Source organism: Ruegeria sp. EL01, from assembly GCF_900313035.1.
Classification (GTDB): Bacteria; Pseudomonadota; Alphaproteobacteria; order Rhodobacterales; family Rhodobacteraceae; genus Ruegeria.
In genome coordinates, this window is record NZ_OMPS01000001.1 from 162751 (window position 1) to 176153 (window position 13403).

The 13403-nt window shown below is 54.5% G+C and carries 10 protein-coding genes; 2 read left to right on the plus strand and 8 right to left on the minus strand.

Annotated elements, in window-relative coordinates; all coding sequences use genetic code 11:
- Positions 1 to 23: 23 nt before the first annotated feature.
- The 4 genes from D9K61_RS00700 to D9K61_RS00715 form a co-directional block, all read right to left on the minus strand.
- Positions 24 to 302, minus strand: a complete 279-nt coding sequence (locus tag D9K61_RS00700; RefSeq protein ID WP_120631347.1) for a hypothetical protein — start codon at positions 300 to 302, stop codon at positions 24 to 26.
- Between the two features lie 226 nt (positions 303 to 528).
- Positions 529 to 2133 (minus strand): hypothetical protein, encoded by a 1605-nt coding sequence (locus D9K61_RS00705; RefSeq protein ID WP_162946667.1) that lies wholly within the window; start codon positions 2131 to 2133, stop codon positions 529 to 531.
- 99 nt (positions 2134 to 2232) lie between these two features.
- Complete coding sequence (locus D9K61_RS00710; RefSeq protein WP_120631349.1) at positions 2233 to 4383, minus strand: hypothetical protein; 2151 nt, start codon at positions 4381 to 4383, stop codon at positions 2233 to 2235.
- A complete protein-coding gene (locus tag D9K61_RS00715; RefSeq protein WP_162946668.1) occupies positions 4380 to 5450 on the minus strand; it encodes a phosphatase PAP2 family protein in 1071 nt (356 codons plus the stop codon). The genes D9K61_RS00710 and D9K61_RS00715 overlap by 4 nt, the downstream gene beginning before the upstream one ends.
- Positions 5451 to 5887: 437 nt before the next feature.
- Here D9K61_RS00715 and istA point away from each other — a divergent pair, with 437 nt between their 5' ends.
- On the plus strand, positions 5888 to 7327 hold the full coding sequence (gene istA, locus D9K61_RS00720; RefSeq protein ID WP_254055642.1) for an IS21 family transposase: 1440 nt from the start codon (positions 5888 to 5890) through the stop codon (positions 7325 to 7327).
- On the plus strand, positions 7324 to 8079 hold the full coding sequence (gene istB / locus D9K61_RS00725; RefSeq protein WP_120631352.1) for an IS21-like element helper ATPase IstB: 756 nt from the start codon (positions 7324 to 7326) through the stop codon (positions 8077 to 8079). Before istA ends, istB begins: the two co-directional genes overlap by 4 nt.
- Here the strand turns inward: istB and D9K61_RS00730 are convergent.
- From D9K61_RS00730 to D9K61_RS00745, 4 genes are all read right to left on the minus strand, one after another.
- Positions 8076 to 9815, minus strand: coding sequence for a CHASE2 domain-containing protein (locus D9K61_RS00730; RefSeq protein WP_120631353.1), 1740 nt, complete (start codon positions 9813 to 9815; stop codon positions 8076 to 8078). The genes istB and D9K61_RS00730 overlap by 4 nt on opposite strands.
- On the minus strand, positions 9809 to 10423 hold the full coding sequence (locus tag D9K61_RS00735; protein WP_120631354.1) for a FecR domain-containing protein: 615 nt from the start codon (positions 10421 to 10423) through the stop codon (positions 9809 to 9811). The genes D9K61_RS00730 and D9K61_RS00735 overlap by 7 nt, the downstream gene beginning before the upstream one ends.
- Positions 10424 to 10780: 357 nt before the next feature.
- On the minus strand, positions 10781 to 12007 hold the full coding sequence (locus D9K61_RS00740) for an ATP-binding protein (RefSeq protein ID WP_120631355.1): 1227 nt from the start codon (positions 12005 to 12007) through the stop codon (positions 10781 to 10783).
- Positions 12008 to 12145: 138 nt separating this feature from the next.
- On the minus strand, positions 12146 to 13231 hold the full coding sequence (locus tag D9K61_RS00745; RefSeq protein WP_120631356.1) for a helix-turn-helix domain-containing protein: 1086 nt from the start codon (positions 13229 to 13231) through the stop codon (positions 12146 to 12148).
- Positions 13232 to 13403 lie beyond the last annotated feature (172 nt).

The following is a 13403-nucleotide window of genomic DNA, read 5'->3' on the forward strand; positions in this document are numbered from 1 at the left end:
CTTCTGCATTGTATGTCTCACCCTTATGCCACGTCCAACCCGCGGTCGATGTATTCTTGCCAAAGCGCCACCAAGAGCTCGAAGACAGTTGGGTCGTTGACGACCTCGCCAGGAGTAAGGAAAATGCCATCCTGGGAGAAACCGGCAGAATTGTTGATTTTGTCCAGAAAAACGGGCAGCGAAATACCTGAAACTGCCAAATGTACAGATACCTTGTCACCTACGACAGGTTCATGGCCGCTCTCGGTCTTAAGCAGATCGAACAGGCGTCTTCTAACCGTCGAAAATCTCCGCGCACGCATTTCACTACTCCTTTGCTTCGACCTCGGGACTTCCGGGAGGAGGAAAGACCCCGAGGATCAAATGCGTGAAGAAGAACACTCGCCGCACCAAACCGTAGGGCGGTTTGAGGCGCGGCGAATAAGCACCCCTCACAAACTCAATGATTCCATGGGATGCGTCATCTGTCCGTTAAGTCAGGTGTACGGTATTGATTTCATAGAAAAATACCAATCGGCTTGATGCGAATCAAAGCTCTACATCGGCCAACTTGTGAAATCCCATTCCACGAATTGAAGGTGCAGGAAAAAACGCGTCTTCTCGAATGCGTTGCATTGAGAAATCAGGATCAAGCCTTTTTAGCTTGCGCAATGTATCACGCGCGTCCTCGCGCTCACCCCTTGAGAGATAAAGCGCATAAAGATGTCTAAGTGGCGGGCAGGATAAGGGCGCAAGTTTCGCCGCGCGCTTTGCGGCAGAGATTGCCTGATCAATGTTTCCGGCGTGCATCCCGGTGATGCACAACCTCATCAGAGAAAACACTTCCAGTGAAGTGTTTACCAGTTGACGTTGCGCTTTCTCTGCCGACAAATGGGCCTGTCGGACTTCACCTTTGCGGAGCTCTAAAGCGCCCAAACTAGCATAAGCGAAGCCCAAACCCGGGTTGTTTGCGATTGCTCGCTTTAACAGTGTCATTGCCGTTTCGGCATCATCAAAAACCAGGTCGTGTACATCAGCAACGAAGGCGAGCGCTACCGGGTTTGTTGCATCGATCGAAAGACTCACTCCGATCAAGTCGTCGACGTCGGCGAAGAGGCGATCCTCGTCATATTGAGGATTCTCAAGAGCCAAGAACGCTCTACCAAGAGCTTGAAGAGCGGGTCTGGGCGCGTACTCGTCAAGGCGGCGGGCCTCGGAGAGCTTTTGGTCTGCCTCGGCGAGCTTAGAAGGATCAAAGCTAAAGATTGCGTCAAGAGCTGATGCCGCGAGAGCATTGGCTCTCTGCAGTTCATTGCTTTTTTCGGTTGTATGTACAAACGCTTCTGTCGCTTCCAGGGCCAGTGAGGCCGCAACATCAAGGTTTACCTGGTGATCACCCTCTGCAAACTCGGCGCGCCTCTGCCATACGACCCTGCCATCAGGTTCCGAGATCAGCTTTACTAAAGCCACTAAGTCGCGACCAAACCTCCCCACGCGAATGCTACATCTGGCTGCTGCACCCGAAACAGAATTCTCTAGATCACCATTTGTGAGACGAACTTCTGTTCGGGAATGGGTTGTTGCGGTTTGCGAAAGCTGATTACTTATCGTCTCGGCGACAAAGCTTTCCAGTCTGGCGTCCTCTGAAATCTGTTTCGTTAGCAAAATTGGGGGCTTGGCACCTTGCACGGCTCCCAGAACAAATAATGAATCGTACACCTCTGGCTGATCGTCGAAGCGTGCACGTTCAAGCCGTAGCCATTCTTCAAAGTTCTCCGAACGAACGTCTATTCCCTCAAGCAATTGGCGTCCTCGCCGCAACTTCGAGAATGCCATCTCACAATTGTCGAATACATCGACAGTAACGCGATCGCTTCTAAGCGAGACGTCCAATCTGTCGGCAACAAGAATATCCGAAAAAGGACCTAAGTATTGTCTAATTGTCGTGAGGGCCTGACGCAAACTGCCTGACGCGCTTTGATGAGTACTGTCCGGCCAAAACAGGTTCTCTAGCCAACGTCGGCTGACTTTCATATTGGGCGAGAGGGCTATTGTGCCCAGCACACCGCGCAATACATTGCCACGCGGAGTTAAATCTTTGCCATCTGCACTTTCTATGTGCGGAACACCAACTAAGCTTATCCTTACTGTCATCCAATGCGCTTTGTTTTTACAACGAAAACGATTTCAAGAACCCATGGAGAATTGAACAGGATACTTATGGGGCGAGTCAATGACTCTGTGCTTCGGTGTCTACCCCATACGGCGTATCCTGCGTTGAACCGGAGACAATATTCGGCCAGCGCCAACCACCTCAATTAATTCCGGAGGGCGATGTCGATCGGCTTTTCTTGCAAGGCTCACCAGAATTTTTTCCACGTCTCGGGAACTGCCCGTTGTCACCAAATGCTTGATGACTGCCCGCGCTGCTTGCGATGACGCGAAGCTAGTGCCGCGCAGTGCAACCACTGAGCCATCCGAGCTGCCAGCGGCGAGAATTCCGAAATGAGCGTGTCCATCATCTGTTGGGAAAGCCGCAACCGGGGCCCGCCGACCATCAAGGCCCGGCGGCCGGCGAGAAGGAACTTTGACACCGTCGTCCTGACCTTTCCTGCGTCCTCGACCGGTTGACGAATAGAAAGCCGGACGCCCGTCTGAAGCTCGGTATCCGCCGAGTTGCGCCACGTATTTATTGCCAGAGGTTGCAAGCGCCGTACCGTGACGACGAATTGGAGTTTCGGTTTCGATATCCAGATTTTTGACTCGACCGTCTTTGCCGGGTGGAAACGAATAGCTTTCGACAAGGCGTCCTGTGTAATCGTGCGTCCTGTATTCCGGGTGTTCGAATGTAGACCTCAGATTCACACTGCGTCGAGGTGTCAAAGCCTGGTCGGACTGGATGGAAATTGAACATGTTAGCTGTACTTCACCGACGTTCTTAACCGTCAGCGTCCATGAGCCGGCAGGCGCAGGAGCCTTCGTGTTCCCGAAGGAGTCCGTTTTTTCAATCCGGTAGGTTGGTGCCACGCAGCAGACATACTGAAGTTTGTCGACCGGGATCAATTTTACCGCTTTCGGTTTTTTCGGCAGCATCAAATATCGAAGGCGCGTCACATAAACGCGAGCCACCAGATCTCCATCCAAAAGCAGATCCGAAAAATGTGTCACGCACAAGTCGTTTTTCGGGGGTGGCACGTGCAACAAACCGCCAGGATGCGAGAGTTCAAGATGCACAGGGGTCGAAGCGCTCCGATCGTCATTGCACCAGACTTCCAAGAAATTCGACGACTGGTCCTGTGGTGGGATACGCCAATCGATGGCTTCCTCTTGGCCTTTGCATGGCTCGAGAAACGCATTGCTTTGCGTCAGATTTTCGTTGCCGGCAGGAAAAATGAAGTAAAGTGGCGAAAGTTTGTTTGCTCTCCTAAATCTCTGAACTTTCTCCAATTCGTTGGTGAAGGTGTTGTAGTAATCCTTCGAACCTGCCTGCCTGCCGAAAGACATGTTGATGACGATCGGATAACCTTGCACCGCTCCTTTTTTTGGCTTGGGGTTTTGTTTTTGCCAAACCGCGTCCGCCATTTGGACAATGTAGTGAAGGGCGTGAAAAAGAAACTGCTCGAGATAGGTTCCGCTGGACCCGAAAACGCTAGCCGCTGGCGCATTGACGCCGATAATCCGGACTTTATCACGTATGTCGATCTCGTCTGCTTCAAGCGCTCCTGCAACCATGTCCAGGACATGTGCCCCGTGTGCTGCCCGACCGCCAAGGCTCTTGGGACCGTCCAACTCATCCAACACTAAGCCACCGGTCGCCGCATTGAATCCTTGTTCATCCAAGGGGCCATGCTGTAATCCACCGGAGTGCTCTTTGAGTTTTTTGTTTATGTCTCTGGCGTGAAATTGCTGCCCGAAGGCAACCTCGGATCGCACGCTGTGATCGAAGTTTGCCAGCATTTGCCAAGCCGACAAAAACCGCGTTTCGCCATTTTTTTTGCGCGTTCGCCAATGACCGAGGGGCATTCCGATATCGATCACGCCAGCCACGATTGTATCATTCGGCACTTCACCCTTGTCGGGCAGCTTACTCGGCTTTGGCCGCTTGGCCGGGAAGATCAAATTGTTCTTGTTGAGCGCGTGTGTCGGAATCGGCAGAGGATCGTAGAGATCGCCGAACGTCGTCCGGCTGTTGAACTTAATCTCGTTTGAAGGAACGGCGAGTTGAAACCGTCCGGCTGGCACGGCCGTCGGATCGGTTCCGATGTCATGTTCACCCGCCCCGAAAAGAGACCAATGGATATACGGATCAAGCTGGCGGCATTTTTCTTCTTCGCCCGCATCGTGCCCCGGGACGCAAGGCACCCCGTTCCATTTCGTCCAACTCGTTTTATTGTTGGTATTCATATCCGCTCGCCCTCAGCAGCCTTAAACTCCGCCTCAAAGAGAGGGCAGCTGTTGGGGTATGCGTTCCTTGTAGTTTGAATACCAGAAAGCTTTTTTTGCACCCAATCGAGTGTGAAATCGTCATTCTCCTCAAAATCGTTCTTTCCACTTGGATCGAAGAAATCGAGAACTGCCGCCTTCCGTTGCTTTCCGTTCGCACAAAGATTGATGATTGTTTGTCCAAACACGGCTCCAAGAACGGCGCCAGCGGCGCTGTCCATCGGAAAGTGGACGCCAGCGACAGTGCGGTTGACTGCGATCCGGTGAGCGATGCGGTACAAGATAGGGACGCTGCTGTTTTTCATCGCTTCCTTTATGCCTTCCCCTTTCATCAGGAAGTGCAGGACGGTTGCGAGTGCGAAAGCTTCTGTTGCGTGTCCAGAAGGGAACGAAGAGTGGTCAGGCGTCTGGATGATTGGTTGAACTTCTGCGGAAAAGTCAGATGGACGAGGCATCCAGGCGAAGTGTTTCAACTGCATATGAAGTGTCGTGATGGCAATTTGGACGACGGCAAGAACGAATGACGTGTGTTCGTTTCGATACTCATTCAACGACGACGTGGCGGACAGGAACGACAGCATGTCGTCCAGTTGTAGCTGAATTTCCGGAATCCTGTCGTTGCGCAGATCGGTATATCCGCGCACCCATTTCATTTGCTCCGCCATCTTGAAATTGGGCCGTTCAATTTTCGAGATCGGCTTCTGCTGGAAAAGCAAGCTTCCGCCGTTTGCCTCCTTGCTTGCAGAAAAATGCCGAAGCAATTCACCCACAAGGATTTCTTGGCGAATACTATCCGAGAGATACTTCAGGTCAGAGGGAGCTTTTCCGCCCGGTTTTGAAATTTTTTTGATATCCCAAAACCCAGTCACGGCCTCTTGCTGGATCATTAAAGCTTCGGACATGAGCGGCGAGGGCTCATTTCCCAAGTGATCGTCTCCACTCCCTTTTGTGCCACCTTTGGTTCCACCCTTTGTGCCACCTTTGGTACCGCCTTTAGTACCGCCCTTTGTTCCACCAAATACCGGCATCTCTACTCCCATCTATCCCAATACAAATTCTAGACCATGCATCCAGAACAGTCTTAACGTCTCACTGAAGCGGATAAAATGTATCAGCCTATCGTCATCTCATCGTCAAACCTATCCGAACATTGGCGCAGTTGTGCAGGGCCAAGGCGACTCTTGGCGCTGACTGTAAATGAACACTGCTGCCAGTAGCGTAACATTTACAAACTCAGTTCGTTTCCCCCACACGGCACTGAACCACTGTTCCCTTGCATTTCGTGCCTTCTCATTTTATTTGTGAGAACGGCGGTGAGAAAGTCGACCACGGAAGCGGCGGGATGACCCTGCTGCGGGCGGCGTAAAAGTCGTCCATCTTTGCCCTTCTTTTCGTAACGGAGGGGGGCGGGAGGATCTTTTCCGTGGATTTGTATCGTAAAGTTCGTCTGGCCTGTGCCGAGGGCATGAGCCAGCGAGAAGCGGCCCGGCATTTCGGGATATCTCGTGACAGCGTTCGCAAGATTTTGGCGTTTTCGGTCCCGCCCGGCTACCGGCGGTCAGCACCGATCCGGCGGCCCAAGCTGGATGGGTTCACCGGGATCATTGATCAATGGTTGTCGGAAGATCGGCAACGACCGCGCAAACAGCGGCATACGGCCAAGCGGATCTGCGAGCGACTGCGTGATGAGCATGGCTTCGAGGGTGGTTACACCATCATCAAGGATTATGTTCGGGAACATGGTCGACGGCATCGCGAGATGTTCGTACCGCTTAACCATGCACCCGGCCATGCTCAGGCCGACTTCGGCGAAGCAATGGTGGTGATCGGAGGCATTGAGCAGAAGGCTCACTTCTTTGCCTTGGATCTGCCGCATAGCGACGCCTGCTACGTCCGGGCCTATCCGGCGGCGACGGCCGAGGCCTGGATGGACGGGCACGTTCATGCCTTTAGGTTCTTCGGGGCCGTTCCGCAGTCGATCCTGTACGACAACGACCGGTGCCTTGTGGCTAAGATCGAGCCCGACGGAACTCGCAGGCGCGCGCGGCTGTTCAGCGAGATGCTGTCCCACTACGTGATCCGGGACCGCTACGGACGTCCTGGCAAGGGCAAGGGATCCGTCGAAGGGCTGGTTGGCTATTCCCGGCGCAACTTCATGGTGCCGGTCCCGAACTTCCCCACTTGGGATGCCTTCAACGACTGGCTCGAAGAGCAGTGCCGGAAGCGCCAGCATGACAAGCTGCGCGGGCACAATGAGACGATTGGAGGGCGGCTTCAACGCGACCTGGAGATCATGGCGCCGCTTCCCGCCCGGTCCTTCGAAGCCTGTGACCAGGCAACGGGCCGGGTCAGTTCCTTGTCGCTGCTGCGCTTTAAGACCAACGACTATTCTGTGCCGGTTGCCTACGGCCATCGCGATGTCTGGATCCGCGCCTATGTTGACCGGGTGGTCATCGGATGTGGCGGTGAGGTCATCGCGCGGCATGTTCGCAGCTACGACCGCGAGGACATGGTCTTCGATCCGGTTCATTACCTGCCGCTGATCGAGAAGAAGATTGGCGCTTTTGAGCAGGCGGCTCCTCTGATTGGATGGGAACTGCCCAAGGCATTCACCACCCTTCAGAAGTTGATGGAAGCGCGCATGCTGAAAGCCGGACGGCGCGAATACGTGCAGGTCCTACGGCTACTCGAAAGCTTCGAGATGGAGGAGGTTCATGCTGCCGTGAAGACGGCTCTCCAGATGGGAGCAATCAGCTTTGATGCCGTGAAGCATCTGGTGCTGTGTCGGGTGGAGCGGCGGCCGCCGAGGCTCGATCTGGATGTCTATCCGTATCTGCCACGGGCCAAGGTGGCGACGACGTCACCCTCCAGCTACATGTGCCTGACAACAGGTGCCTCGACATGACGGAGACACCACAGATCCTGCTGAACCACCAACTCAAAAAGCTGAAGCTGCCGACCATCCTGCGGGAATACGACAAGCAGGCCCGGCTCTGCGCTGCCGAAGGGAGAGATCACGTCCAGTTCCTGGCCCGTCTGATCGAGCTCGAACTCATCGACCGGGAACGGCGGATGATCGAGCGCCGGATCAAGGCAGCGCGGTTCCCTGCAACCAAAAGTCTCGACAGCTTCGACTTCACGGCGATCCCAAGCCTCAACAAGATGCAGGTGCTGGAACTGGCGCGCTGTGAATGGATCGACCGCTGCGAAAACGTCATCGCTCTCGGCCCCAGCGGCACTGGTAAGACCCACGTGGCGCTCGGCCTCGGTCTGGCCGCCTGCCAGAAAGGCCTGGCGGTTCGCTTCACAACCGCTGCCGCAATCGTCCACGAGTTGATGGAGGCCCGCGACGAGCGCCAGCTCCTGCGGCTGCAAAAGCAACTGGTGAAACAGAAGCTCCTGATCATCGACGAGCTGGGCTTCGTGCCCCTCAGCAAAACCGGCGCTGAGCTGCTGTTCGAACTGATCTCCCAAAGGTACGAACGCGGCTCCATCATGATCACCTCAAACCTGCCCTTCGATGAGTGGACGGAAACGTTCGGATCAGAGCGCCTCACCGGTGCCTTGCTCGACCGGCTGACCCACCATGTCAGCATCCTGGAGATGAACGGAGAAAGCTATCGTCTGGCACAGAGCAGGGCTCGGCAGAACTCCTAATACGCGGAAAAGATTGGTCCTGACGGACCAAGACGCCTTGGCAACCGCCAGCTATTTGGGAGCGCGTTTGCCAAGGCGTCGGCCACCCAAGCAATGGACGACTTTTGCTCCGCCCCGTGGCAGAATTTTACTCCGCCGTTGACAACCGGGCCAGCATGTCCACCGACCCTTAACCCGAGGCCGGGCCATTCTGAACTTGCACCAACCGTCGCATACAGGACCTCTATGAAGCATAGTGCTCGAATAGCGTCATCCGGACTGGGCTTTGGCAGACCAAAGACAACCATGGCGCCATCTCCGGCAAAATGCGTGATGATCCCGCGCAGTGGTTCAACGGACTGTTCGACAAGACCATGAAAAAGCCGCAAAAAGTCGGCCGTGCCCTCGGGGCCGAGGCTCTCGGAATGTGTGGTGAAGTTTGCGACATCGACAAACAACACGACTGCGGGCCGTGCTGACGCTTCAAAACGGGGGTCGGTCGCATCTGCCAACCGCTCTACGAGCAGGGGCGACTGATAAAGCGCGAGATTCGCGGCGCGCCGGCGATGTTGCATAAGCCGCAGCCCGGCACCGGCACTGGCGCCGAACAGCAGTGAAAAGACCGCCGTGATCCCGTCCAACCACCACCCGGCGACGAAAGCGGCTTGCAACACAAGGGCCAGTGCAGTGAATGCTGCGGCAGTGGCAAGAACTCCCAGCCAGGGTCGATCCAACCTCGCTCCTAGGAACCCGAGCGTGGCTGCCATCAGCGCCAATGCGATGTCCCATGACCACGTCAGTGCGTCGCGTCGCAGAAAACGCTGTTCGATCACGTTTGCCGCCAAGGTTGCATGCAGCTCAACTCCGGGAAACGTGGCATCGTACGAGGTAGCATGCCGGTCTCCGAACCCGGTCGCAGTAGCGCCAACAAATATGATCTTGCCCCTTAGGTCCGCATCGCCGATCTCTGCAAAGGAATAGGTAGGAATCGTGCCTGCTTGCCCATAGAAGTTCAGGGGAATGGCCCCCTGCCTGTCCAACGCTATCTGTGTTTCCCCAACCGACAGGTGCCCGCTTGGTTGTGATGACCTCAACTGCAAGTCCAGCTCATCGTTGGAAGCTTTCATGGCCGCTATGGCAAGCGCAGGATACCAGGCGTTCCCACCTTCAGTTGACAGGTACTGCGCCGCGCTAAGTCGACGTGCAGCCCCATCGGAGTCGTGGCGTAGGTTCACATGGCCAATCTCCGCCACGCCGCGCAGAGCATCAGTCGGCCCCAGCGCAGGTAACGGCTTGTCCGTTTCGGGGGCAATCACAACCGCAAAGGCGCCACTCTGAAGGCCTTGCAGCGCAGCATCAGCAGGAGCCTCGGCCACGCCGAGAACTGCGTTGGTCCCAGCCAATGCCCCAGCTAAACCTTCATCACCGTCACCCGAACCAATCAGCAGAAAATCCAAAGCAATCGCTGCGGCACCCGCCTCAGAGGCATTCGACACTACCTCAGCTAAGGCCGATCGAGACGGTGGAAAAGTTTCGAGCTGTGCCATTGCGGCATCGTCAAAGGCAATGATTGCTACACCCATCGGCGGCGCCAAAGGGCCGCGCCAAAGGAACCTGGCGTCAAGCAGCCGGCCTTCGACTCCCTGCCAAAAAGTACTCCGGTCTCCGGGATGCCAGATCGCGATCAACAGGCTCAACAGCAGTACGATTGCCCCGGTGATGCGGCGTTCGCGTCGAAACCCGTCGCCTGCTACCATTCCGCCCCTAGAAGTGCGTCGAATTTCTCAATGCGCGCGCGTCCCCAACTCGTGACCGAACCACTTTCGCCAGAAGAGGATACATCAATACCATCACCCGGGCCAAGTTTTGCAACGGTGTCGTCTGCGGTAACAAACACAGTGCCTTCACGTGTGAAGATGGCGCTCGCGCTGTTTTCGACTCGCATCGCCCATTCGGTGGAGCGTACCGCGGCGACGGCAGAAGGTGTTCTGATCTGTACACCGTTCCCGTCTTCCGAGGAAAAAAGAAATCCGGCGATGCCATCGATCAGGCGAAGTCCAAAGGGGCGCGTATCATCGCCCAGCAGACCAAGCACGTCGATCTCGCTTTCGGGACCCAGGACAACTTTGAGACCACCAGAGCAAGCCATGGTGACCGACGCCTCAGCGTCCGTGCGTAGCTTCGCATTCAACCCTAAACCCAATCCGATGACCGCGGGTTGGGCACCTGCTCCTCGGGCAGAAACAACCGCCTGCCCTTCCATTCGTATTATGACACAAGCTCCTTGTGGCTGAGCGGCGACGTGGCCAGCCAACCCGATCCAGGAATAAGTAAGAATGGCAGCAAGCAAGCTTTTGTGAATCATTGCAGCCTCGCAGCAGAAAGTACCCCCCAAGAGTGAAGAGTATGAAACGAGAGGTCAACCAATGGCGGTCTTACGTTTCTATTGCATACATGGGCGGCCGCTCATTTCGATCAACATCAATACCCATTCCGAGCACAGAATTGACACCAAGGCCCACGAATTGGGATCAGTCTGCGCGTTCGTACAGCGGGTAATGCTATCATTTGCATGACCAGAGGTTGTGTAAGTACCCTCCCCTGTCGCCACAACTTTGTACTTTCGAGGACAACCGCGGGAGATCTACGATGCCGCCTCTGAGTTTCCCCCGATGAGTGGGTTAGGTCGCGATGTTCCAGTACGTAACTTTTTCCGTGGGCATCACGTGGCTGCCCACAGGCTCGATAGAGGTGCAGCAAACATGTTGTCTGCGAAAGGCACAACCTGATCATGGTCGTAAAGAACAAGTCCTTGAACAAATTTGTCCCCGCACGCATCGGCCAGTTTACGCATCCCGGAAAAGTCACTGGCAGAAACAGTCGCGGATGATTTGACTTCGATCCCGACGATCTCTCCACGCCTGTTTTCCAAAACGATATCCACCTCGTTTCTATCCTTGTCGCGGAAGTGCGAAAACAAGCACCTTTGTTGGCTCCAGGTTGATATTTTGCGCAGTTCGCTGAACACGAATGTCTCCAGGATCGACCCGAAGGGCGTCTTGTCTTTTTTGACGACATCCGGAGTGATGTTGCGCATTGCGGCCAAAAGCCCTGCATCCAGGAAGTGCAATTTGGGGGACTTGGTGAGACGTTTCAGACGGTTTGTAAACCAGGGCTGCAGGCTGTGCACGAGATAGAGACTTTCAAACACACGCACATATTTCTGGGTGGTCACATGATTTAGACCGATGGCAGCACCGATCCCCGAGTAGTTGATCAACTGGCCGGAGTGCTCCGCGAGAACCGCCAGGAGTTTCGGCATGACGGCGAGTTGTTCTATCTGAGCCACGTCGCGAACGTCACGTTGGACAATTGCGTCGAGATAATCGTGATACCAATCCTGTTTTCGCCCCCACCGTTTCCTGCCAATTGCTTCCGGGTAGCCACCGGATAGAACTGTCTCAACAAGATCGTCACCAATGATCAGCAGGTCTGAGACAGGGTTCTTTGCTTCAAAGGCCCGGTCGATGAAGTTCGACTTCGTTCCAAGGATCTCTGTTTGGCTGAGAGGGAGGAGACGAACAACTTCCATACGACCGGCAAGGGAATCTGCCACTTTTGGAATTGTCATGAGATTTGCAGATCCAGTGAGGAGAAACCTCCCTGCAGCCCTGTCATCATCAACCGTTTTCTTGATTGCGAGCAGCAGGTCGGGTGCCCTCTGAATCTCGTCGATCACTGCCCGATCCAACCCGCGCACAAAACCGACTGGATCGTCGATGGCCGACTGTAAGACAGTTGCATCGTCCAACGTCAGGAAGGGGACTTTGTCGGAGGCGATGTCGGTCGCAAGAGTTGTTTTGCCAGATTGCCGCGGTCCGGAGATTAATACGACACGCGTGTCTGACAGCGCTTCTTCTATTCTGTTCTTTGCGAATCTGGGGTACATATCAGCGCCACTTTGTTCTGACCATATGAAAGTACGAGGCCGGCCAATTGAAAGTCAACAGTCGACTATCTGAAATTACCAGAAGGCTGGATTGAAAACCCAGGCCATAACTCGAGCGCCTGAACACGTGTGCTTTTATCATGATGATTTACACTGACCTGGCAGAGTTGATTGGGCGTAAGCCTTTGGTGCCAAAAGCGTTTTGGGGTTCATTTCACCTTTGTCGATCTTGGCTACCAGTGAAATCAGATAAGCACGATGCGATCGTATCGTCTCGACTCGTTGCGTAATGTAACCCAGGACCATGAAGCGCAAGGCTGCGCCATGTGTAGTTTTCAAAGCATACCAGGTCTCACCAAGTCGTAGTTGGTCTGCAATGGAATCCATAAGCCGGTCACAATGTGCCTGATCTTTCGCGAAGCGTAATTCTGAGCACAAACGAGGAAAGTTGCGTTCCATTTGTTCAGGGGAAACCTGAATCTGAAGAAGATTTTCTTTCTTAACTATAGGATTCAAAGAGTCCTCTTTGTGCCCCTCAATTTCACCGTCACTGCCCCTCAAATTGTCAGTATCTGCCGGTGTTATGTCTGAGATTTCCACAGTGATATCAGTCAGAAGGTCCCGCAGTACGGTTGCGTCTGGTTTACGGCGCAGAGCATTGCGCACTGTGGCCATCAAATCTGTGATAGAGCCATCGTCTGCCAAAAGCTCCTTCAGGCGAGCTAGAGCGGCCGATACCTTGTCGCGGAGTACCGTGAACTCCAGAACTCGGTCAGCATGTTTCTGGGCTTCCTGGATGAACTCAGCATGCCTTTCTGACAATGGCATCAGGGATAGACCGGTCGCGGTGACCACCCTGCCCTCTCGGTCTTTGCGTGCCCAACGTTTACCATTTGCACTGGCGGTGCGTCGGACAAGTCCAAGTTTAGCCAGCGTCGAGATATGACGTTCAACAGTCTGAACGCTGACATGGGTTCGTTTGGCGATCGCTGCGTTGGATGCAAAGCAGATATGGTGATCATCCTGATCGATGGAAATCTGATCCCCTTTCATAAAGGAAATCAGTGTTCTCAGAACGTTGAGAGACGTGGACTTCAATCCAAGCGGCTCTCTGGCCTCTTCAACTGCGCGAAGAAGTATCCACTTTTTAGGCGTACTAGTCCCCTGCCCTGAAGTTCCCGACAAGGTTGCCCCCAATGGAGCCATTGCTGTGATTGTTTTCATGGTTCTATGTCAGCAGACAAAGAAAACCTGTTCACCCAGAGGCGTTTTTTGTTGTCTCGTGATTCGCGGGCTGTTAGGGTTTAGGTGTCAAATCTATAACCACTAGTTGGTTTTCAGCCCTCGGAGCCCTAGGTTTCGGGGGTTTCTTTTTGCTGCCCTCCTTTTGCTCGTT

Bases quoted from the DNA above. Each gene is read 5' to 3' on its own strand.
- D9K61_RS00700 (WP_120631347.1), bottom strand. From the start codon at position 302: ATGCGTGCGCGGAGATTTTCGACGGTTAGAAGACGCCTGTTCGATCTG.
- D9K61_RS00705 (WP_162946667.1), bottom strand. From the start codon at position 2,133: ATGACAGTAAGGATAAGCTTAGTTGGTGTTCCGCACATAGAAAGTGCA.
- D9K61_RS00710 (WP_120631349.1), bottom strand. From the start codon at position 4,383: ATGAATACCAACAATAAAACGAGTTGGACGAAATGGAACGGGGTGCCT.
- D9K61_RS00715 (WP_162946668.1), bottom strand. From the start codon at position 5,450: ATGCCGGTATTTGGTGGAACAAAGGGCGGTACTAAAGGCGGTACCAAA.
- istA (WP_254055642.1), top strand. From the start codon at position 5,888: ATGAGCCAGCGAGAAGCGGCCCGGCATTTCGGGATATCTCGTGACAGC.
- istB (WP_120631352.1), top strand. From the start codon at position 7,324: ATGACGGAGACACCACAGATCCTGCTGAACCACCAACTCAAAAAGCTG.
- D9K61_RS00730 (WP_120631353.1), bottom strand. From the start codon at position 9,815: ATGGTAGCAGGCGACGGGTTTCGACGCGAACGCCGCATCACCGGGGCA.
- D9K61_RS00735 (WP_120631354.1), bottom strand. From the start codon at position 10,423: ATGATTCACAAAAGCTTGCTTGCTGCCATTCTTACTTATTCCTGGATC.
- D9K61_RS00740 (WP_120631355.1), bottom strand. From the start codon at position 12,007: ATGTACCCCAGATTCGCAAAGAACAGAATAGAAGAAGCGCTGTCAGAC.
- D9K61_RS00745 (WP_120631356.1), bottom strand. From the start codon at position 13,231: ATGAAAACAATCACAGCAATGGCTCCATTGGGGGCAACCTTGTCGGGA.